Origin of the sequence: Aliivibrio sifiae, from assembly GCF_002954705.1 — a bacterium.
Taxonomy (GTDB): domain Bacteria; phylum Pseudomonadota; class Gammaproteobacteria; order Enterobacterales; family Vibrionaceae; genus Aliivibrio; species Aliivibrio sifiae_A.
The window spans coordinates 1,152,768-1,177,205 of record NZ_MSCO01000002.1 but is presented as its reverse complement, the minus strand read 5'-3'; the positions used below and the strand labels follow the sequence as shown (position 1 = coordinate 1,177,205).

Sequence of the window (24,438 nt, the reverse complement as noted above, 5' to 3'; positions counted from 1 at the left end):
GTGACACTTTATGGGAAAACCATTTTGGAGAAGTGTTGAATACTTCTTTACAGGGAACTATTCCGCCAATGATGGTAACAATAATATTGTTGCTATAGGTTTTTGCGGAGAGATACATGCTCGTGGAGGTGATGACCATGTCACTGTCGGTTCAATTGGCGCGACGGTTTATACTGGTCAAGGCAATGATACGGTAGTGGGTGGTGCGGCATACCTAAGAGTAGAAGACTCTATTGGTAACCTCAATGTAAAAGGTACTGCAGGGTATGTAGGTATTAATAAACGTGGGGATGGAAATGTCTCATTCGCTGGTGCTGCTGGCGGAGTTTCTATTGCCCATTTAGGTAATCGAGGTGACGTAAATTATGGCGGTGCTGCTGCATATAACGGGATAACCCGTAAAGGTCTAAGTGGTAATGTGACATTTGGTGGCGCTGGTGGCTACAACAGTCTATGGCATGAAACAAATCAAGGTAACTTATCCTTCACAGGTGCGGGAGCTGGTAACAAGCTTGATCGAACTTGGTTTAATCAATATAAGGGCTCTCGCGGTAATGTGACATTCGATGGTGTTGGTGCAGCTAATAGTATTAGCTCGCGAGTGGAAACGGGTAATATCACTTTCAGTGGTGCTGGTGCCGATAACCATCTCGTTCGCAAAGGTAAAGTCGGTGATATCACTTTGCAGGGGGCGGGTGCATCAAATCGCATTGAACGTACGCGACAAGCGGATGATATTTATGCAGAAACGAGAGGAAATATTAGATTTGAGGGTATTGGAGGTTACAACACCTTCTACTCGGATGTGGCGCATGGTGACATCCATTTTTCTGGAACAGGTGCTTATAACGAAATAACTCGAAAAGGATCTGGTAATCACTTCAATGCACAAGGTATTGAATATGCTAATGCCGATGAGGTACTACTTACCACTGCGATGATGCATGGAACATCAATTGCTAATGGCAATAAGTTCCATTCTGTTGAAGCGATAAAATCACAACAAGAACCGAATACCTATTTGTTTGCCATCGTTGATGGCAGCTATACCAAAATCAACAAAATTCGTCTTTATAACGATGCTGAAACTGGGGAACTCAAATATTTATCTGAAGCGTGGTTTAAGAAAGGCAATCATTTAGAAAGTTTAGCTAATTTAGATGTGTCTTATTCGGGTGGTTTTAAGTCCAATGCGATCAATGGAGGCTACACTCTTTCCGATCTTAAGCTTGAGCATCAGCAAGCTGTAATGATTCATGCGGTTGAAAAAAATCTTACCGAATATGAGTGGGTCACTTATGCTAATGGAGCACTGATTGATGCAGAAGATGTTACTTTGTCTGATGCAAAAATGGGGGGGCATGCCATTTATAAAGATGGCACAACCGTTGATGTAAACGGTGTAAAGTCAAAAAGAAAACCAAACACGTATGTGTATGCGAAAGCACTTGGCTCTTATACAAAAATTGTCGAGGTTGAACTTGCGAATGATTCAGAAACTGGCGAGTTAAAGTACCTGGCTCGATCATGGTACAAAGAAGGTAATTGCACCGGAAATTTGGCCAATGAGGATATTTCGTCTGCAAATGGATATCACTCAATGGGCATTGGTGGCTACTCTTTGAGTGATCTGCAGTACAGTGTGAATGCGATGAGAAGTAGCAGCGAAATTGTTGCAGATATCGATGAGTACAGTGAACAATCATTGATCAAATCCGCGGCTGATAGTGGTGAAAGTTCAGGAGATGTGCGCTTTACTGGCATGGGAGGGGGTAATGTTATCAAATCCAATGTCACACGCGGTAATATCTACTTTAATGGCGGAGGTATTGCGAACGTTATCCTTCACAGCTCTAAGTTTGGTGATACTGAATTTATTGGTGGTGGTGCGGCTAACGTTATTGTTAAAAGTGGCGATGAAGGCGATCTCACCTTCCGTGGTGCTGGCTTGGCTAACGTATTAGTCCATCAGAGCAAGCAAGGGAAAATGGATGTCTACGCAGGCGGCGCGGTCAATGTATTGGTTCGTATTGGTGACGGCGAGTACCTAGCTCACTTACTTGCTTATGGCAATATTTCAGTTCACAAAGGTAACGGTAATAGTCGTTTGACTATGCTAGGCGGCTACAACACGCATACCCAAATAGGATCTGGCAATGGGTTGTGGTTAGCGGTTGGTGGCTTTAATGTCATGACGCAGGTTGGTAAGGGTGATATTGCTTCTGTACTTGTCGGTGGTGCGAATGTCATGACTAAAGTGGGTGACGGTGATCTAACGGCGGGTATGCTTGGTGGTGCCAATATCATTACTCATATTAGCGGTGATGATACGGCCTCAAATACGACCGCAGTCGCACTTGGTGGTGCAAACATCCTAACCAAAAAAGGCAATGGCAATGCGTTTGCCGTTATGGGAGGAGGCGCTAACGTACTTACACATGTTGGTGATGGCTCGACAACTGGCGTCATGATTGGTGGGGCGAACATTCTAACCAAGGTGGGCAACGGCGACACTACAGGCATTATGCTTGGGGGTGGCAACGTTCTGACGCATGTTGGTGATGGTCAAACTCTTGGTGTGATGGGTGCTGCAGGCAACGTTTTCACCAAAGTGGGTGATGGAACATCTATTGCAGCTATGATTGGTGCGGGCAATATCTTCACCCAGGTGGGTGAAGGGAATGCTTGGGCACTGATGGGCGGCGTGGGTAACGTATTTACCAAAGTTGGCAACGGTGATGCTTTGGCCCTAATGGTGGCAAAAGCTAACGTCTTCACTCACATTGGTGACGGCATGTCAGTGGCGCTGATGCTAGCCAAGGGCAACGTTGCAACAAAAGTGGGTAATGGAACCACACTTGCTGCAATGGTTGGTCACGCCAACATCATTACTCATGTGGGCAATGGCGACGACTACACTGGAGCTTGGGGTAAAGCGAACGTTATTACTAAAGTGGGTAATGGCCGCAACGTGGTGTTGGCAAAAGGTGAAGCCAACATTGTGACTCAAGTGGGTCATGGTGACAGTTTCAATGCCCTTTGGAGTAAAGGCAACGTCGTTACTAAAGTTGGTGATGGGATGCAGGTTACCGTTGCGAAAGGCAAAGCCAATGTCACCACCACGTACGGTGATGGTTTGAGTGTTACGGCTGCCTACGGTGATGCTAACATCAACACCAAAGTGGGTACTGGTATTTCTGTTAACGTGGCTTGGGGCAAATACAATCTCAACACGAAAGTGGGTAATGGCCTCAATGTCTCAGTAATGAAAGGAAAAGCCAACGCCAATATCCACTTCGGTGACGGTCTCAACATCAATGCCTCTTACGCACAAAATAACGTGGCGGTCAAAGTTGGTAACGGAGATTTCTACAGTTTAGCGGTTGCGTCAAGTAATACCAGCAGCAACAAGCTATTCGCACTGTTTGATAACATCAAACAATCATTACTTGGTGTAGGTGGTAGCCAAGCGATTAATTACTTGATTCAAGGTAATGAAGCATCGTCATTAGGGACGCGCATCGGTCGTGGTGCGATTGCAACGCCAGAAATCACCAAGCTGGATGGTTTCCAAATGGATGCCATTGAAGAAGTGGGCTCGGGCTTGGGTGATAGCCTAACAGGCAGTGTCACTAAGGTGGATACCCCAGATCTCAACGAGATGGACAATGACCTCAACATTGACGGCGCTTCTGATCACGCTCCGAATCTGATTGTGAATGGTGATTTTGAACAAGGTGATAGTGGTTGGCAATCGACACACGGTGTTGAAGCGTCTTACTCGGGTAGCGTGTATGGCGTGTATGGCGAAGGCCACGGCACACGAGTCACTGAGCTTGATACCCACACCAATACCAGTCTTTATCAAGATTTGACCGATCTTACAGAAGGTGAAGTCATTGCAGTGAGCTTTGATTTTGCAAAACGTGCAGGTCTATCGAATAACGAAGGCATTGAAGTGCTTTGGAACGCTGAAGTCGTCTTCTCATCGTCTGGTGATGCCTCTGCTTGGCAGCAAAAAACCTTAAAATTGACCGCACATGCTGGCAGTAACCGAATCGAATTTAGAGGCACAGGCCACAATGATGGGCAGGGCTATATCCTAGATAATGTCGTGGCGAAATCGGAATCGTCGCAGAATGCCCTATCAGATAAAGAGCGCGCAGAAGCGGATCGCCAACGTCTTGAACAAGAAAAGCAGAAACTGATCGATGCTGTCGCGGGGTCACAAAGTCAGTTGGAGTCGACCGACCAACAAGTCTTAGAAAATAATGGTCAAGCTCAACGTGAGGCGGTAAGAGAAGAATCGGAAGCCGTGACCGCCGAGTTGACGATACTGGCGCAAGGTCTTGATGTGCTTGATGGCCAAGCAACGCATACTGGCGAGTCAGGCGATCAATGGCGCAACGATTTTGCCAGTGGTTTTCTAGATGGCGTTCAAAGCCAGCTCGACGAGGCTAAGCAGCTCGCCAATGACAAGATGGCGGCGGCGAAGCAGACGCAGTCTGACAATAACAGCAAAGTCAAAGAATCCGTTGCGAAGCCTGAAGCAGGTGTCGCAAAAGGTGAGCAAAATCGAGCAGGAGTAGAGCAAGACATTGCCGATGCTCTAGTCGATGCTGTGGCGAAAATTAACGACGCGAAACAGGCCGAATCTGACGCACACAGCGCAGCAAACGACGCGCAATCGCGTGGCAATCTCGATGCGATGAATGCTGAAAATATTGTCAATCAAGCACAGGATGATGCGAAAGGAATAAAGCAAAACGAATACGATCGTCCAGACCGTCAAAGCGTGGCTGGCAGCGGTCTTTCGGGTAACGCTCATCGCGTGGAAGGGGCTGGCGAAACGGGCAGTCATGTTAACACCGACAGTCAAACAAACGCTGATGGTCGATTCAGTGATGGCTTGACCGAGCAAGAGCTGGAAGCGCTGGAAGGGGCGACAAACGCTGTGAATCGTCTGCAAATTAACGCAGGTATTCGCAGTAAGAACAGTGGTAGCACCATCACCTCAATGTTCACTGAAGTAAACGCTGACAGTATTGTGGTAGACACTACTGCGTCTCAGGATGTGGTTCGAAAAGAGGTTCGCATTTCTGGGGTGAATTTAGTAGGGCTTGGTGAAGCTTCGCATGACTCTGTTGAATCGCTTGTCACTGCTCGCGCAGAAAAAGTGGCGAATCTCTATCGCTGGTTAGACACCGATAATGACGTTGCGACGGACAAGTATGTACCAGTCCCTGGCTTTGAACGTGTCGATGCTGATGTTTCTGATGAAGTCAAGCAGCGCATGATTCAATCTTTGAGCGGTTACATCGAACACACCGACAATCAAGTACCGAAAGATCAAGCACAAGCATTAGCCACGTTGTTTGTTGAATCGACGCTCGATTACGACTGGGACAAACGCGTTGAGTTTCTCACTAAGCTTGAGAGCTATGGTTATAGTTTTGAAGCGCCACACGCAGAGAAAAGCATTGTTTCTTTCTGGTCTGGTAAAAACTTCAAGCAATACCGAGACGTTCTCGACAATGCCCAGACTGATGGCAAAAAGGTCGTGTACGACATCGATGTTAAAGGCAACGCATTTGCAATCGACCTGAACAAGCATTTAATGCGTTGGGGCGGCCTGTTCCTTGACCCAGATAACGCCGAGCAAAATCAATTGAAATCGTCAATTGATGCAGCAACGTTCAGCAATACAGGTTTTTGGAGTTCAGTCTATGCGACGGCTGCACAAAATGATGTGTATGTCATTGCGGAAGGTGGCATGCGTCTTGGGAACTATTTCTGGAATGTGGAGCTTCCGGCGTTACGTCAATTGCAGCGTGAAGGCTTAGTTGGCGAAATTCGTTTGCTTGACAAACCTGTATCAGAATACGAAGGCGTGTCTGTAGAAAGCATTGGTCATCGACTGACCGACGCTGGTATCAAGGTCAAAATGCGTTTTGATGCTTTAGATGTTAAGCGACAAGCCGCACTTCTTGCCGATAATCCAGATGGGTACAAAGCAGATACATTAGTCGACCTTGATGTTAACTTGAGCGCTATTGACAATATGTTGCGTGACTCTTTGCCGTTTTATTCACTTCGCACTGAACGTAACTTATTAATACAAGAAAGCGACGTAGGCTTTGAGGTGCGCTCTTGGCCGGGAACTGATGATAAGAGCAAAACAATCATTGTCGATGACCCAGAAGATAAAGCTAAGTTAAAATCTATCGAACGATTTATCCTAGCGAATTTTGACAATTTCGACCAACTGCCAAGTGAACTCTTTCTAGTCGATGACAAGGTGATCTCACACCAAAAAGGGTACACTCGAGTTCTTGCTGAAAAAGAAGACGGTGAGTGGAAGTACAGTGCAAAAACGGAACTTATGTCTGTTTCTGATCTTCTGGATACCGCCAGTGTTAGCGGTAAGGTCCGCGGCGAAAGTTACCAGAAGGTGATTGATGCTCTGGCTAAGTATCACGCGAGCACTTTAGAGCATGCTGATTATGAACTTGAGTCAGTAGAAAAACTGGTTAACTTGCAAAAACAGGCTGAAGGTTACGTATTAGGTCATCCAGATTCCGGTCGAGTTGAAGCTATTAACTCGTTACTTAGTCAAGTAAATGCACGTGTAGATGAAGTCTCTGTTCTTGCTGTTTCTGAGAACATAATTAAAGCACAAGGTAGTTTTAGTCATCTGTATGGCCAGCTTGAAAATGCCAACTTGAAATTAAATAAGCATTTGTATGTTGATAGTAATGGTGATCTGGTTACCAAAGGTAAAGAAAATCTAACGGACGTAAATAAGCTTGACAGTGGCAGTTTGGCAATAGAAAAAGTGAAAGCAACTGTAAGCAAAGAGTATGGTCAAGTGATTGCGGATACTGTATTTACTGATTTTTCGCCTAATGAATTGGCTAAGGATGGTAAAGGCATTGATATCGCGGGACTAAACAAAGTTCACCAAGCGATTGAGCAACATCTTTCTCCTGTCAGCGGTACTATGTTCATTTGGAAGCCAAGTAAACACAGCTCTCTTGGTCATGCTGCGTTGCAAATTGGCCAAGGAAGAACACAACTGGAAGGTCAATCTGCTGTTGATTCTAACAAGAAAAATTACGTTAGTTGGTGGCCTTTGGGGAGTAAGTCATCCAATATTAGCCGCCTCTTCGATATAGCAACAAAAGACCAACCGGATCTGAAGCTCCGTTGGAGCGATTTGAGTCAACCTGCTCATCAAAATGGCACGCTTGAACATGATATGGCATCTGAAGAAAACGATGAGTTTGGCTTGAAAGATGGGTCTCTGAAGCTGAAACGTTTTATCGAGAAACTCAAGGCCGTCAAAGGTATTGATGCGTCTTTTAAAGATGTGTCTGAAGCGTACGCAATGGCAGCATTGATGAACCCGGATATGTTGGAATCTGCAGGTATTCCTCCACATGTGTCTCAAGTCTTTGTTGAACAGTGGAATGACACCAGTTACGAAATGGCGGACGTTGCGAACCGTTTTTCTGAAGAATTAAAGAAACAAGCGCAAGCAACCAGCGACCCCGCGATGATGGAAAAACGTATCGAGAATGTGATTCGCCAATTTGCTGAAAGATCATTGGAGCAGATTGAAACGTTCCAAATGAGCGAAGCGGATCAAGGTCGGGTATTCCGTATTAACCTAGAAGGTCTGGACTCTTCAGCTATGCAAGCAGAATGGCATCGCTTAAGTAACGATCCTGATGCACGTTACCAGTTGCTAACAAAAAATTGCTCGAGTACCGTGGCGAAAGTGCTTAAAGCTGGTGGTGCCGATAAGTTAATAGGTTATACATGGCGACCTAAGTTTGGTGTTTGGACTCCAACAGAATTATTTAACTTTGGTCAAGCACTGCAAGAAGCGCAGCTTGAAATTACGGTTAAAAAGCAGAATCGTAAAGAAACGGAAGAGCTTGATTTTCTATCTGGGAAAGATAAGCAGAGTGAAACAGTTGCAATCGAAAATGATAGTACGCCACCTCGAGACAAAGAGTCTCTAAGTCCGTTAACTCGTTTCCTAAACAATGAATTGTTCGGAACTAAAGATGCTCGTCGTAAGGTTGGTGATATCACCCAAACATTACTAGGGCTTGCCGTCGAAAAAGGCGAATCTCAAAAAGTGACTCTAAAAGGTGAAGCTGGTCGCCTGTCTGGTTACTTCCATCAGGGGGCTAAAGCACCTGAAGGCAAAGATAATGAAAGAAATGGCAAAGTAGTGTTATTTCTACATGGTTCTGGTTCATCTTCAGAAGAGCAAGCGAGCGCAATTCGCAATCATTATCACAAGCAAAATATTGATATGTTGGCTGTCAATATGCGTGGGTATGGTGAAAGTGATGGTGGGCCGAGTGAAAAAGGTCTCTATCAAGATGCCCGCACTATGTTCAAGTATCTCGTGAATGATAAGGGTATCGATCCAAGTAACATTATTATTCACGGCTACTCAATGGGCGGTCCAATTGCCGCCGATCTCGCGCGTTTTGCTGCACAAAATGGTCAAGCGGTCTCTGGCTTGTTATTGGATAGACCAATGCCAAGTATGACCAAAGCGATCACTGCACATGAAGTGGCGAATCCGGCAGGGATTGTTGGAGCTTTGTCTAAGGCGGTTAATGGCCAGTTCTCCGTAGAGAAAAACTTGAAAGGTTTATCGAAAGATACACCGATCATGCTTTTAACGGATAATGAAGGTTTAGGCGGTGAAGGTGAGAAGCTTCGTGCCAAGCTAGCGGTATCTGGCTTTAACGTAACCGGTGAGCAAACCTTCTATGGACACGAGGCGAGTAATCGCTTAATGAGCCAATACGCTGAACAAATCGTATCTGGTTTGTTTGACGCAGACCGCGTATCAGCTGATGCAAGCGAAGTACTAAAAGGCACCAAAAGCGATCTTTCTCGCGACGGTGAAGAACCAAAACCAGACACAACTGCGGTGAATAAACCTAAGATTGATTTCCAAGTGAGCTTAAATGGCTCGGATGAAACGGTTAAAAACAAAGACGTTAACCGTTGGGAACGTATTGCTGTATCTCCGCAATCTGATGGGGGTGATACTCGCTTTGATGGCCAAATAATTGTTCAAATGGAGAATGATTCTTCGGTTGCTAAAGCTGCGGAAAATCTAGCAGGAAAACACCCTGATAGCAGCGTGGTTGTACAACTCGATTCAGACGGTAACTATCGTGTGGTTTACGGTGACCCGTCTACGTTATCTGGAAAATTACGCTGGCAATTGGTTGGGCATGGCCGAAATGAATCTGAAAACAATAATACGCATTTAAGTGGTTACAGCGCCGATGAGTTAGCCGTGAAACTGGCTAAATTCAATCAAGAGTTTAGCGAAGCGGAAAATGTGAACACTAAACCTGAGCATATTAGTGTAGTGGGTTGTTCGTTAATCAGTGATGATAAACAGAAAGGCTTCGGAAGACTGTTTATTGAATCGATGGATACGAATGGTATTCGCAGCGATGTTTCTGTTCGTAGCTCAGATATTGCAGTTGATGTCACTGGTCGTAAACATACCCGTGATGAAAATGGTAATTGGGTACAGAAGGCTGAAAGTAATAAAGTCACACTTAGTTGGAATGAAGAAGGTGAAGTGACAACAAAAGATGAGCGTATCAGGAATGGCATAGCAGAAGGCGATATCAATCTTTCTCGCGTGGGTGTTCGAGATGTTGATGATTCGGAAAACGGTGCGATTGGCAATAATCGCGAGGTGTTTAATGCCCCAGAAAAACGTAAGAATGAGACTGAATCCACTTCATCTGATAGTAGCAGTAATAAGCTCAGCTATTCTGGCAATATTCAAGTCAATGTTGGTGATGGTGAGTTTACCGCGGTTAACTGGGGTACTTCGAACGTAGGTATTAAAGTAGGTACAGGTGGCTTTAAATCTCTAGCTTTTGGTGACAACAATGTGATGGTTCATGTTGGTGATGGGGAAAGTAAACACAGCTTTGATATTGGTGGGTATCAAGCTCTAGAAGGCGCACAGATGTTCATCGGTAATCGCAACGTGAGCTTCAATTTAGGGCAAAGTAACGATCTTATTGTGATGATGGATAAATCAATTCCTACGCCTCCTCTGGTTAATCCGTTTGACGGCGCCTCTCGAATCTCCGGTGTGTTAAAAAGCATAGCGAGTTCAGGTGAAGGTCAAGATTGGTTAGCCGCTCAAGAGCAGCAGTGGACATTATCTGGGGCTAAAAAGTTCGTTAAAGATATGTCTGGCTTAGATCAGAGTAGCAGTGTTGATTACACAAGCTTGGTTGATTTGGATTCTCAAAATGAACGCAGTAGCCGTGGCTTGAAAAATGACGCTGAAGCGACGTTAAACAAGCAATATAACCAGTGGTTAGGCGGAAGTGATAACTCTGACTCAAGTAAAATGAGTCGTGCAGATAAGTTCCGTCAAGCGAATGAGAAGCTAACGTTTAACTTTGCTGTTGGTGGCCAAGGTGCTGATATTCAAGTGACGACGGGTAACTGGAACTTTATGTTCGGTGATAATATTCAGTCGATTCTTGATACCAACTTGGGTTCGTTGTTTGGTCTTATGACTCAACAATTTTCTACAACGGGGCAAGCTAAAACAACGTTTACTTACAGCCCCGAAGATCTTCCTCGTCAGTTAAAAAACAAGCTCCTAGGCCAACTTGCCGATGTAGGTACAGAGACGACGTTAGGTGATATCTTCGGTGTGGATTACACAGCAGCAGGACATATTGTGTCTCGTACAGGCGAATCAGTAGATGGTGTCGCAATCCTAAAAGAAATGCTGGAAGTTGTTGGTGAGTTTAGTGGCGATCAATTACAAGCCTTCGTTGACCCAGCCAAGTTGCTAGACAGCCTAGAGTCGGGCGTCAATATGGGTGCTGACGGTATTAAGACGTTCGCAGAAACACACGGCTTGAAAGAAAAAGCACCGGAAGAGGAAGAAGATAATTCATCCGTTTCTGTTAATGGCACTAATGTTACTGGAGCTCAGGATAACGGCGATGCAATAACGGCAGATAGTTCTGCTAAAGAAGACCGTGCATTTGGTTTTAATTCGCTAAATCTACCTAATTTGTTTGCGACTATTTTCAGTGAAAATAAGCAAACAGAAATGAAGTCTCTGGTGGAAAACTTAAAAGAAAACCTGACGGCTGATCTACTGAATATGAAGGAGAAAATATTTGATTTCCTTCGTAATAGCGGCCATTTGCAAGGCGATGGAGACATCAACGTTTCTTTAGGTAATTACAACTTCAATTGGGGTGGTGATGGTAAAGATCTCGGCGCGTATCTAGGAGATAACAATAACTTCTGGGGTGGTCGAGGTGATGATGTCTACTATGCAACAGGAACATCTAATATCTTTACCGGCGGTGAAGGCAATGATATGGGCGTGCTAATGGGACGTGAAAATATGATGTTCGGTGGCGAAGGAAATGATACTGCCGTCGTTGCTGGACGAATCAATCACGTGTTCTTGGGCGGGGGTGATGATGAGTCGTTTGTCTTTGGTGAAGGTGGCGAGATTGACACTGGAACTGGCCGTGATTATGTCGTCACATCTGGTAACTATAACCGTGTTGATACAGGCGGCGACCAAGACTACTCAGTTACGATTGGTAATACTAACCAAGTTGAGTTGGGGGCTGGTAATGACTTCGCCAATGTCTTTGGTAATTACAACCGTATCAATGCTAGTGGCGGCAATGATGTTGTTAAGTTAATGGGTTATAACGCGGTGCTCAACGGTGGCGAAGGTGATGATCACCTAATTGCTGCTGCGCTTTCTAAGTTTAGCCAGTTCAATGGTGGAGAAGGAAGTGACATGATGGTACTTGGTGGATTCCAAAATACCTTTAAGGGCGGCACTGGTGTAGATAGCTTTGTTGTAAGTGGTGACGTCATTGACAACCTCGTTGAAGACATTCGCAGCGAAGACAACATTGTTTTCAATGGGATTGACTGGCAGAAATTGTGGTTAGAACGCAGTGGCTATGATCTAAAACTGTCTATCTTGCGTGATCCTGTGAGCGATACTGACCAAGCGAAGTTTGAACACATCGGTTCTGTAACCTTCAATGGTTATTTCAATGATAATCGTGCACAAGTCGTTATAGCGATGGGTGAGAAAAATATTGAAGGTGAACGAGAATATACTTCGTTATCTGATAATGCGATTGATGCACTGGTGCAAGCCATGAGTGGCTTTGAGCCCCAGGTTGGTGACAATGGTTTTATCGACAATCTCAATAGTCAATCTCGTGTAGCGATAACAACAGCATGGTCTGATGTGTCTCAAGGGGAAAGAGCTTTTGCCTAACTAATTATTTAAAATTTCAACAATAATGTAAGCCGCCTTCTTTTTGAAGACGGCTTTTTTCATATCAAGGATTAGACATTGTTATCAGTAAACAGCTTTTTAGTTTAAAAGATAAATTGATATAAATAACCAGCACTTACTGCCATACCTAAAATTACTATTAGAAATGCCGCAATCATTTGGTTTTTGAAGATAGATTTAAGTAAAATCACTTCGGTTAAACTTGCGCCAGCACTGCCAATGATTAACGCCATTACTGCACCAAGGCTTATTCCTTTTGCTGCTAGTGCTGCACTTAGTGGGATAACCGCTTCAGCACGAATGTAAAGTGGGATACCAATAACAGCCGCTACAGGGATAGCAAATGGATTATCTTCACTTGCAATTTTTGCCACAAATTCTGTTGGCATGAAACCATAAATCATTGAACCAAGAGCAATACCACCAATTAAGTAAGGTAATACTTTTTTAAAGTCAGCCCATGTGCTTTTCCAAATTTTCATCCACTTACTTTCTGGTGCTTTTTTCGCACCACCACACGTTGAGCCGCAACCTTTTGCTTCAGGTTCGATATACGCAGTTTCTTTTACGTATTTCTCAAAGCCTAATTTTTCTAACGTGTAGCCAGCAATAACGGAAACACCCATTGCGATAGCAAAGTAGAACACAGTTACTTTCAGTCCAAACGTGACAGCGAATAGACCAATAATGATTGGGTTTAATAATGGGCTTGCAAACAAGAACACCATCATTGTACCAAAACCGGCTTTAGCTCGTAGTAGCCCCTTCAGGAAAGGAATGGTTGAGCATGAGCAGAATGGCGTTATTGCGCCTAGCAAACCAGCAACGATGTAACCTCTGCCGTTTTTACCACTAAGAATACTTTGGATCTTCGCTGGTGGAATGTACTCCTGCAATACACCAACAAGGTAACTAATTAAAAGGAACAATACGGTTAATTCAGCCGCTAAGAAAGCGAACATATTTAAGGTGTCCATCACCATATCTTGTGTAATTGTAAACATAATTTAAATCTCTATATTTCTGGAATAGTCGAAATATACTCGTAATTATTGGCGTGATCAAGTTATTTCTAGTAATATCGAAATATAGTTTTTAAGAGTATGTAATCATGGATATTGAAGTTATTGCTAAAGCATTGAAAGAATTAGGGCATCCCACACGTTTAGCCATTTTTAAACAGGTAGTAAGAGCGGGGCATCAAGGGGCTGCTGTTGGTTCTATTCAAGAACAATTAGGCATTCCGGGCTCAACACTTTCTCATCATCTTTCAGGTTTAGTCTCTGCAGGGCTCGTCTCTCAGCGTCGAGAAGGAAGGATTCTTTTTTGTGTGGCAGAATATGAGAACCTAACTTCCGTAATAGGTTTTTTACAAGATGAGTGTTGTTTTGACGAAACGTGTTAAATCATAAGGAATGATAAAATGAATGTGTATACACAATTTAAAAGTCCGATAGGTCTTGTTACTGTTAATGCGAATGATGATGGGCTGTTAGGGGTATGGTATGAGAGTCATACTAGAGAGCTTAGTGATTTTGGAACACAAGCAGATGATCATCCTATACTGAAATTAACCGTTACTCAGCTACAAGAGTATTTTTCCGGTAAACGTAGTGAGTTTTCTATTCCGCTTGCTGCAAGTGGTACTGAGTTTCAAAACAAAGTATGGAAAGCGCTAACTACGATTCCTTATGGTGAAACCTGGTGTTACAAAGATCTTGCGATTGCGGTAGGAAATCCAAAGGGGTCTCAAGCGGTAGGTGGCGCTAATGGTAAAAATCCAATCTCTATTATTGTGCCATGTCATCGAGTGATTGGTAAAAATGGCAGTTTAACGGGTTATGCTGGGGGATTAGACATTAAACAAGCATTATTAGCGCTTGAGAAAAAACACAACACAGTTTAATTTTTTGTTTAACCTATCATCGTTAAAATAAAGAAGATTAGTTAAAGTAAAAAATGGTCTATAAATAGAAAGGGAGTCTATTTGTTATTTAAAAGGGAAGTTATGTCAAAGTGTCGTGCCATCTGCATTTCCTTTCTTATGTCGGTAAGTTGCTCAGCTATCGCAGTGAGTTTTTTTGATCCCTTAGATGGTCAATTAGACATGGGGGAATACCTTGCGGAAAATGCTTATGGTTTTCTGCCTGTACCTATTGTTATTACTGAGCCCGCATTGGGTTATGGTGGTGGCTTTATGGGCGTTTTCTTACATGAATCTGAAGAGCAAAAATTAAAACGGAAAAGCATGGCAGAAAAATCGGTCGATGGTGGGGCTCAATTATTAACCCCTGCGATTACCGTTGCCGGTGGCTTTACTACTGAAAATGGCACAAAAGCGATGTTTATTGGCCACAGACGTTCGTGGAATAAAGATCATATTCGTTATATGGGAGGTATGTTCTATGGTGATATGAATATGAACTTTTATGGTTCTTATGCACAATCATCAAACGGATTTGAAATGAATATGAAAGGTGGAGGGGCGATGCAAAAACTCCAATTTAGAATTAAGGATACCCCTCTTTTTCTAGGAATAACACAAACCTTTATTCGTCCTGAATTAAGCGTGAATAATCGTAAATATCTCAATGAAATTGCCGCCAAATGGTTAAATTTAACACCGAATGTCTCTGGCTTAGGATTGATCGCAGAATACGATACCCAAAATAGTTTCTTATACCCTACCGAGGGGGGAAATTATGTCGCAGAATATAATGTGTTTAATGACGTTATTGGCAGTGATTATGATTTTGAGCTGATTTCACTTAACGGTAAGCATTATTTCCCGATAAACAAGGAATGGAATGTTGGTGTTAAAGGAAGTTTTAAAGGGATCACCACTGATGAAAGAGCGTTACCCCCATCAGCTTATCCAGATATAGACATGAGAGGAATTGCTCGTAACCGCTATCAAGGAGAGGTGACAGCAACGATTGAGTCTCAATTAACGTGGCAATTCACTTCTCGTTGGTCAACGTCAATTTTTGGTGGGGTAGGTTCAGCGACTGATACAGAAACCCCTCTGTTTTCACAAGATAATCATTATGCGTATGGTGCAGGTTTTCGCTATTTAATTGCGCGTCGCTATGGAATGCGAGCTGGAATTGATGTGGCAAAAAGCGAGGAAGATAACGCTCTATACTTTCAAGTTGGGACGGGGTTTTAGTTTATTTGATTTTCGTATTTCAGAGATAAGGATTTAACGATACGATGAAATTTATCCAAGAAGTACACAATAGAGGACGACATGCACGCCATTATTAAAGTTCTTACTAATCTAGTAAATAAGCATTTTATGGCAATAAATGCATATACGTTAATGCTTTTAATTTCTTGTTATGTATTACTTAGTTGGGCTGGATTATTACTGACAAATGAACTGCATTTAACAGAGAATGTTGCTAATTTCTTTTATTACTTAGTGACAACGAGTAGTACGGTGGGATATGGCGATCTGAGTCCAACAAGCGATCATGGCCGTCTTTTTTCAGGGTTGTTTATTATCCCATGTGGTGTGGGATTATTTGCATTATCTGTAGGTCGAGCCGCAGTGTTTTTTACCGATTTTTGGCGAACAAATAGAAGAGGGAAACAAAATTTGAACTTAGAAAATCACATTATCGTTATTGGCATCAATAGTGCGAGAACCTCTCATTTGCTCGAAATGTTAAAACGTGAAGAACAAGGTCGTCGTGAGGTGGTGGTGGTCTCTTGCGAATATGAAGAGTCGCCATTTGATTCAGATGTTCATTTTGTACGTGTTAATTCATTTACTGATGCCATAGAAATGGAACGCTCAAATCTCTCAAAAGCCAGTGCTGTGATTGTGGATACTGATTTAGATGACGTAACACTTACGGTAAGCTTGTTTGTTGCCGAGCAAAACAGTGATGCACATTTAGTGGCTCATTTTGAAGATCCAATTAAGCGTGATTTATTACATAAGTATTGTCCAAATTCAGAATGTATATCTTCTCTTTCTACAGAGTTGGTCGCTAAATCCGTTATGGATAAAGGCTCTAGTTTTATTCATTCTGAGTTAGTTAGTGCTCATGAAGGTCAAACTCAATATTCGATTGAAGTGCCAAGTGGTGTTGATGCGTTTACGATTGAATCAGTATACTCACCATTCAAAGCGCAATATGAAGCCATTATTATTGCTATTCAGACAAAGAATACAGGCTGCAAAATTAACCCAAGTTTAGATACCGTGCTGTTGTCTGGTGATATGATTTATTACATTGCTGATGAACGAATTATTGATCTTGATTGGAAACGAATTACGGGTAATTAGTGATTTATAAATAAAAAGCAAAAGACTAAGCATTTAAATATAATTATGGTCGTCACCCTACCGCAAGGCAGGGTGGTCCAATTAAATGTTAATAGTAACTTAATGAAAAATTCAGATCTTAAAATTGGTAGTTAAGGTTAACGCTCATGTTGCGAGGCTCTCCTGCATGATATTGGTTATAAATCCCCATTTGACTGTAATACTGTTTATCAAGAAGGTTTTTCACATTTGCATTTACGTTAAAGTGTTTATTTATTTCATAGCTCATCATTAGGTCGTATATAGCATAGCTGTCTTGTTTCACTGTAGTATCTCCTATATTAGGAATACCGCTTACCTCCTTATAAATACTGCCATACCAACGAGCACCACCGCCAAGTTTAAGTCCTTGTAAAACACCATCTAGTTCATACGTCGTAAATAGTTTTAATTGTTTATTAGGAACATCTGTTTTGAGTCTATTTCCTTGTTGATCTGTTGTTTTGAAATAGGTGTAACCAAGCATTACGTTCCAATTGTTAGTAATAGCACCATTGGTTTCAAACTCAACCCCCTTGGTTTCGGTTCCGTCAACGCCACGATAAATAGGCATATTTGTGTTTGGATCTGTTTCATCAGTTTTGATGCCTAAATTATCTTGTAGGGTATTGAACCTATTGAGAGATAGGTTTAATTGCTCATCTAAAAGACTCGCTTTAATTCCTGTCTCATAGTTTTTTCCTTCAATTGGATCAAGGTAGGTATTATTTTTACCTTTTACGTTTTGTGGAGTGAAAATATCAGAATAACTTGCATATAAAGCAAGTGCTGGGGTTATTGCATAGGTAGTACCAAGGAATGAGGTAAATTCATTGCTGATTTTATTTTGATGAATGCTTCCAAAGTCATTCATGTCTGTTTCCCAATTACTCAATCGCCCACCAAGCACTAAAGACCATTGTTCTGTGACATTGATTTGAGAGGTGATATAAAACCCTTGTTGTGTTGTTTCTCCCGTTGATTCCCAACTTTTTTCTTTGCTCCATTCTGGTTGAGGGTAAGACCAATTAGGGTCAGTAAAATCACCAATATCAGATTGCGGGTTTAGTCCCTTATAATAAGTATTCTCAAATGTCATTTTTTGGTTGTTAAAACCTGCGATCATTTGATGTTCTTGCCCAAATAAAGAAAAATAACCGTTGAGGGCAAGGTTGAGGTTATTAATTTTTCGACTTCCATCAATATAATTAATTGTCCCAGGAATCATGCCTTGATTCGTATCTGGGTCGGGGAATCCCGTTGGCCATAAATAATTAAAATCTAGCTCATTATTGCCATAGGTATAAGTTCCTTTTAATGACCAATCTTGATTGAAGTTATGCTCAAGGCTCACAAAAGAATTTAATGACTTTGTTTTGGCTGATGCCCAGTCGGGCGCCGTCGTTGCTGAGGTGCTGTAATTTGTTCTTGTACCATCACTATTAAACAGAGGAAGCCCCCCTGCCATAGTTCCTTTTGGTTCGTTATTCTGATAATCAGCTCCGATTGTTAATAAGGTGTCATTGGTTAAATCAGCCTCAATGACCCCGTACAATGTACTTCTTTTTTGTTCATATCTGTCTAAGTAGGAGTCACGCTCTTGGTGAACAGCAACAAGACGAGCTCTGATATTTTCATCGCGATTCACACTGCCAGAGATATCAACAACACCTCGTTTTAAATTCCAAGATCCCGTACCTACGCTAACGTTGGCATTAAAATCATGAGTAGGACGTTTTCTTATGAGGTTGATAGATGCTGAGGGTTCCCCAGCACCAATCATTAAACCATTGGCACCGCGCACAACTTCTATACGCTCATAAATAGCGGTGTCCATTAAGTTATCACCGTAATTAAAGCGGGTGTCATAAGTTATTGGGACACCGTCGTAAAGAATAGTACTGATGTCTACACCACGTGCTGATACGGTATACCTATCGTTGTCCATAGGGCGAGCATAAACACTTGATACACTATTCATTACATCAACAACACTATTGAGTTGCTGCTCTTTCATTGCTTCTTCACTGACTGATGTGACTGATTGTGGAGTTTCTAAGTAGGATAAATCCATTCCTGTTGAGGTAGAGGTTTCTCCTGTCTTGTAGTTTGCGATATCTTGTTTGTGAGCGGTAATCGTCATGACTTCCATTGTGTCGCTGTCTTCAGCTATTACTGGTAAAGCGAAAACACAAGAAAAACCATAAATGAGTGACTGTGCTGGGATCGTCGTTGATACTGTTCTTTTATTATGTTTCATTGTTTGGCCTAAAAGTCAGTGGACTAAGTAATGCGATGAGTCTCAGCAAATAGAGCGAGAGGGTTTGCAATATCCTCAGCAAAACGTAAGTTTTTTTCTCTATCTTCAAGATCAATCATTTGCTGATTATTGTTTAACTGAATTCTATTTAGGCAAGTACGTGCAAACGTGCTGCAATAAAGATCGTAACGTTGATATTTAGCATTAAATTGTGGATGTTCTTGTTGGTAATCTTTGACTGAATTTGAAACTATCTCCCAGAAGTCAGACTCCGAAACCTCAGTTTGTTGATCAAGTAATGGAGCGATAAAACGGAAAATACAATCAAAAATATCGAGTAAGATATAATTAAGCTTCATCGGTTCTTCCAATTCAACCGCTAAGCAAGTCATGTCACTTGGCAGTGTTTTTTCACCATTGAGAATGGCAACTTCTTCTCCGATATCTTTCATTATTATTTTTACTGGAACGTTATCTTCAAGGACTAAAATTAAGTTTTCACCGTGTGGCATAAAGACAAGATCATAAGCAAAAAAACTGTGCAGAAGGGGGTGTAGGTAAAGATCCATGTATTGTTTGAGCCATTGGTGATCAGAAAGTGGAGAATCAGCCATTAATGCTGAAATTAAACTTTTACCCTGCTCATCAATATGTAGCAGTGCTGCCATTGTCATTAGTTTTTGCTGTTTTTTTACCAGTACATTGCCATGTTGATCTGGTGCGTATGGGCTTTCGCGCCATAAAGAAGAAAGCATTTTTTTATAAGGGCTATCTGTTTGAGTGGCTTGCTCATAATAGTCGTGGTGATACCCAATTGCTGCGATTTCTTTAAGAACAAAAAACTGCTTTTTAGTAAAGTAAGGGTCATCTTCAATAAGGTTTGCAATGAACGTATTGATCGCTGGCGTTCGACTCATGTAATACGGAGATAAGCCACGCATGAACCCCATGTTTAAAATGGATAAGGCTGTTTTTACATAGCACTTTTCTGGCGATGACAGATTAAAAAAGGTTCGAATAGATTGCTGCGCTTGATATTTATCCTCTGTGGTGCCTAGCGGTACTAAATATTGGTTAGCAATATCAGCCGCGAAGATACGTGATACTTTTTCTCTCCATTGCCATGGGTGGATAGGCATTAAGTAATAATGTGATGGTTCAAGCCCCAGCAGGGAGAGTTGTTGATTAAATGCATTCAGCTGTGATTCCCCTAACTCATCAAAAATGAGCGTGTCGTAATTTAGTGATTCGATGGCTGCGAAGCTTGTTTTCTCACGCAGTACCGCAATCCATTGTAAGTTTAATGGTTGCCCACTTTCTGGTGAAAATTCAACATGATCCAACATATCAAAGCCAATCCTGCCGTTATTGGCAATAAAGACTGGGTGCCCCTCAGTCATGGCAGCTTCAATTTCTTGATAACTTGCTGTTGCTAATTGGTCAGCGGTTTTATGTTGATGCATTAGCTTATAAGCTTTGCTGTAAAGGGTGCTGGTGATCTCCTCTAAATATGTAGGTAATAATGCATCCGTGATCTCGAGAAGATGGCGACAAGAAAGAATAAAAGAGATGGCATCAAGTGGTTGAGGTTTATCATCCTTGGTGCAGCATATTGATTGCGGTTCAACCAATAAATGATCAAGTTGATATTGACGAGCGCGGAAGAGGTATTCTGATGTTCCTGAGTCTAAATTGAACGTGATGTGCCAAGAGGCGACTTCTGTATTTGATTCGTCGTCTAATTTTTGAGGAGTGATGATTTGCTCATGGCTTAACTCTGTGATCATTTTTGCGATTAAGTGTTGATTTGCTTTTTGCCAATATTCAGCCGTTAAATGAGAAGTGGCGAGAGATAGTGATGGCTTTTTATTGCTGTTTTTCATTGGAGATACTTTCCCTTGTGATTGTAAAAATTGATATTTAGTCGCAAAACCTAACTTTGCAGTTTTGCTAATAAGTGGAACGATTTGGCTGTATTCGATGCCAACGGAATGATTTAAACGATGCACTTTTTCGTTGTTAATATCAGGTTCAACAACAAGTCTTGTAAAAGACAAGTGTTCTAAAATTAATGACGAGATTGCGGTAATGACTTTTTGACTTAAACCATGCTCTGGTATATCAACAGGAGCGATAATTAGGTGCATGCCACAGTCTCCTTCGTGTACAGGGTAGTGCCCACCTATTTCGTCTTTTTCTGGATGATATAATTCTGTATAAAAGAGTATTTTTCCGTGTTTTATCCCCACCAATCCAAATTTATGGTCTGTGTTTTTTAGTTCTGCTTTACGTGCTTTTGTGGAAAGATCATTCATTCCCCAATATTTTGAGTAACTCAGAGATAGCCACTGATTTATAACGTTAAAATCGGTGTCTTCATTGTAATTTCTGAATTCAAATTCAGAGATGTTGATTGTTTTTCTTTTTTTTAGCGCGTAACGATCCGTAAAGCTGCATTGAGCCTTAGTTACTAAATTTGTCATCGTTATCTCTTTTTAGAGTGAGTCTTCAGTGGTTGCGTTATATAAATGACTTTCGCAATTTGGAGGAGAGAATTGCTGAAAGGCGATGGATTTTTCTACTTTATAGTGGGTTCTGCCAAGTACCTGATTTAAAATTGTGGCGTTTCTATAGCACACCATTCCAAGGTCAGGGGAAGTAAGTCCATGAGTATGTAATCCAACGTTTTGTACGAAGATTTTGTTGTTTCTATCAACGCTGTAGTTTCGCTGAACATCAAGTTCTCCATGTGAATCAAAGCGTAAATGGCTACTAATGCCATCCAAAAATTGAGGCAATTGATATTCATAACCTGTTGCCATCACAATATGTTCACTTTCTAATTGGAAATTATTGTGAGTTTCACTATGTTGGCATTTAAGTATTACGTGTGATTTTTCGTGTGATAAAGCGTTAACTGATATGTTCGTCATCATCTCGACAGCACAATCATGTGATAACCGTTTAATATATAAAAGATCATAAATATCATTAATTAAATCGGCGTTAATGCCTTTATATAAGTGTTTTTGCTTTTTAATTAAGGCTCGGCGTTGTTCTGGTTCAAGTTGATGGAAATAGTCAATATATTCCGGAGACGTCATTTCTAATGTGAGTTTTGTGTACTCTAGTGGAAAGAATCTGGGAGAACGAGTTAACCAGCGAAGGCGGTATTTTTCTATATCAATATCGGTTAATAAATCATAGAAAATTTCAGCGGCACTTTGGCCACTCCCGACAACAGTAATGCACGTAGATTTTTTCAATTCAGCTTTATGCATTAGGTAATTAGCTGAATGGATAACTTCATGCTCCTTCTCATTACAAAAGTCAGGTAGGTAAGGTTGTGTTCCTGTCCCTAAAACCAAATGATGGCAGTAGTAAGTTTCTTCACGGTTAAGTAAGGTATCTTGTGTTTGTACACAATATAGTGCTTCATTTTCGTCATAACTGATCATAGTAACGCAACTATTAAACTTTAGGTTTGATAAGCGGTTACAAGCCCATTGGCAATATTGGTTATACTCTTTTCTTACTAAAAAGAAGTTTTCTCTTATATAAAAAGGATAAAGGTGACCATTTAACTTTGAATAGTTAAGAAAACTGTATTCATTGGTTGGGTCAGCCATGGTGACGAGATCAGACATAAAAGGTGTCTGTAATCTTGTTCCTTCAAGCATCATCCCTGGGTGCCAATTGAAGCGACTACGTGCATCAAGAAAAATGCTTTTACAATCAGAAATAGAGGATGATAGGGCGGCAAGGCTAAGATTAAATGGCCCAATACCAACACCTAAAATATCATATATTGTTTTGTTCATTGTATATCCTTTTATAGTTAGGCACTTTGTTTTACGTTAGTGAGAAGTTGCTCGGCGATTGAGTGACCATAAGCATTAATGACCTCAAATACCTCAATGATGCTTTCAATGGGAGTTTGAGGATTTAGCATTGTTGTCTTTAGATATTGACTACCTTGAACTACGGTTGCTGCAATTAATGCTCTTCTTGATTTAGAAAGCGTCTCTCGAATTGCCTTGTTACAGGTGTCTTGTTCGGTTGGGGTTAGGCGATGATCGACAAACCTAAAGACTAGCGTAGTTAGCTGTGGTTCTTGGGCAAATTCAATATCAGTTAGATGTTGGACGCCTTGGTAGACAGCTTTAGTATTGAGGATTAAGTCATCAAACAGTTTTCCGATGGCTTCAGGCCCACAAGCTCGTAAAGTGAGCCAAATCTTTAAAGCGTCGAATCGACGTGATGTTTGTAGGCTTTTATTAGCAAGATCTGGAATACCATTATCCGCTTGGTGTTTTGGGTTAAGGTAATCAGCATGATAGGTAAGGTGAGAAAGTGATTTACCATTACTTACTACAAGGGCTGAACAACATAAAGGTTGGAAGAATGATTTATGAAAGTCGATACTAACAGAATCCGCTTTTTCGATGCTGTTGAGTAAGTGAGGAAATTGATTAGAAATCAATAGTACACCACCGTATGCAGCATCTACATGCAACCAGCACTGATATTGCTGGCAAAGAGAAGCAATATCTTCAATAGGATCGATAGAACCAAAATCGGTTGTGCCTGCGGTAGCAACGACAGCGATTGGAATTAACTCTTGTTCTACCAATGAATTTAATGTTGATGACAATGCTTCGGGGTCCATTTGGCGTTGTTTATTACTTGGAATACTCACCACTGCATCTTGACCTAAGCCTAAAACGAATGCCGCTTTTTGAATACTATAATGGCTGTATTCAGAACAAAGAATACGAAACTTGTTGGTATTGGCGTGTAATGATTTTTTCTGCGCATCATTAAGTTTCGCGCTGCATTGCTCTCTAGCCAGTAGTAATGCCATTAAATTAGATTGTGTGCCACCCGTGGTAAATACACCATCTGCGGATTTTAAATAACCTATACGGTATGCAAGCCAATCTATTACTTTCTGTTCAATGAAAGTTCCACCAGCACTTTGATCCCATGTTTCTACAGCGGTATTAATTGCACTACTGATTTGTTCTGCTAATAACGATGTTAATAATACAGGACAATTTAAATGGGCTAAGTAATCTTTATGATGGAAATAGACGGCATGCTTCAGGTAGAGGTCATCAAGTTCGTTAATAACATCATTAATATTAATTAGAGGCGAATCTAAATCTATTTTATTAAAAGATTCCTTTAGCTCTATTGGTGAGATTCCAGAGTTAGGATGAGATGTTGAATTTAATGTTTTAATAAGTGTATTGAGGCCGAGTTCTGTTATGTGTTTATAACGATCTAAAGAGCTGGAATTAAAGAAATCCATATTATTTAAATCGTTATTTTTCTCAAAACAATGGTCATCATTGGCGTTTTTTTCAAAATAGTTAGAATCCATACTTTTCTCTATGCATTTATCAATGTCGAATGAAATCTCATGTAATTAACTGAGATATAACATTTATCTCTATTTTTTAGAGTGACAGGAATCTATCATGATAAAGT

General features: G+C 41.4%; 10 protein-coding genes. 5 read left to right on the top strand and 5 right to left on the bottom strand.

Going from position 1 to position 24,438, the window contains the following annotated elements:
• The first annotated feature begins 10 nt into the window (after positions 1 to 10).
• Positions 11 to 12,349, top strand: coding sequence for an MARTX multifunctional-autoprocessing repeats-in-toxin holotoxin RtxA (gene rtxA, locus BTO22_RS20435; RefSeq protein WP_105056364.1), 12,339 nt, complete (start codon positions 11 to 13; stop codon positions 12,347 to 12,349).
• Positions 12,350 to 12,453: 104 nt separating this feature from the next.
• Here the strand turns inward: rtxA and BTO22_RS16200 are convergent, their stop codons facing one another.
• The gene (locus tag BTO22_RS16200; RefSeq protein WP_105056363.1) at positions 12,454 to 13,374 is read right to left on the bottom strand and encodes a permease; all 921 of its coding nucleotides are present in this window, start codon (positions 13,372 to 13,374) and stop codon (positions 12,454 to 12,456) included.
• A gap of 107 nt (positions 13,375 to 13,481) precedes the next feature.
• Here BTO22_RS16200 and BTO22_RS16195 point away from each other — a divergent pair, with 107 nt between their 5' ends.
• The 4 genes from BTO22_RS16195 (at position 13,482) to BTO22_RS16180 (ending at position 16,667) form a co-directional block, all read left to right on the top strand.
• Positions 13,482 to 13,775, top strand: a complete 294-nt coding sequence (locus tag BTO22_RS16195; RefSeq protein ID WP_105056362.1) for an ArsR/SmtB family transcription factor — start codon at positions 13,482 to 13,484, stop codon at positions 13,773 to 13,775.
• An 18-nt stretch (positions 13,776 to 13,793) separates the two neighbouring features.
• On the top strand, positions 13,794 to 14,276 hold the full coding sequence (locus BTO22_RS16190; protein WP_105056361.1) for a methylated-DNA--[protein]-cysteine S-methyltransferase: 483 nt from the start codon (positions 13,794 to 13,796) through the stop codon (positions 14,274 to 14,276).
• 102 nt (positions 14,277 to 14,378) lie between these two features.
• Positions 14,379 to 15,539 (top strand): glyceraldehyde-3-phosphate dehydrogenase, encoded by a 1,161-nt coding sequence (locus BTO22_RS16185; RefSeq protein ID WP_105056360.1) that lies wholly within the window; start codon positions 14,379 to 14,381, stop codon positions 15,537 to 15,539.
• A gap of 81 nt (positions 15,540 to 15,620) precedes the next feature.
• The gene (locus BTO22_RS16180) at positions 15,621 to 16,667 is read left to right on the top strand and encodes an ion channel (protein ID WP_105056359.1); all 1,047 of its coding nucleotides are present in this window, start codon (positions 15,621 to 15,623) and stop codon (positions 16,665 to 16,667) included.
• 118 nt (positions 16,668 to 16,785) lie between these two features.
• Here BTO22_RS16180 and BTO22_RS16175 read toward each other — a convergent pair whose 3' ends face one another.
• Genes BTO22_RS16175 through BTO22_RS16160 form a run of 4 tightly spaced genes read right to left on the bottom strand, consistent with a single transcriptional unit; the run spans position 16,786 to position 24,331 of the window.
• Positions 16,786 to 18,945 carry a TonB-dependent siderophore receptor gene (locus BTO22_RS16175; RefSeq protein WP_105056358.1) on the bottom strand — a complete coding sequence of 720 codons (2,160 nt, stop codon included), beginning with the start codon at positions 18,943 to 18,945 and terminating at the stop codon, positions 16,786 to 16,788.
• Between the two features lie 23 nt (positions 18,946 to 18,968).
• Positions 18,969 to 21,428 (bottom strand): GNAT family N-acetyltransferase, encoded by a 2,460-nt coding sequence (locus BTO22_RS16170; protein WP_105056357.1) that lies wholly within the window; start codon positions 21,426 to 21,428, stop codon positions 18,969 to 18,971.
• A 12-nt stretch (positions 21,429 to 21,440) separates the two neighbouring features.
• Positions 21,441 to 22,766, bottom strand: coding sequence for a lysine N(6)-hydroxylase/L-ornithine N(5)-oxygenase family protein (locus BTO22_RS16165; protein ID WP_105056356.1), 1,326 nt, complete (start codon positions 22,764 to 22,766; stop codon positions 21,441 to 21,443).
• 17 nt (positions 22,767 to 22,783) lie between these two features.
• The gene (locus BTO22_RS16160; RefSeq protein ID WP_105056355.1) at positions 22,784 to 24,331 is read right to left on the bottom strand and encodes a pyridoxal phosphate-dependent decarboxylase family protein; all 1,548 of its coding nucleotides are present in this window, start codon (positions 24,329 to 24,331) and stop codon (positions 22,784 to 22,786) included.
• Positions 24,332 to 24,438 lie beyond the last annotated feature (107 nt).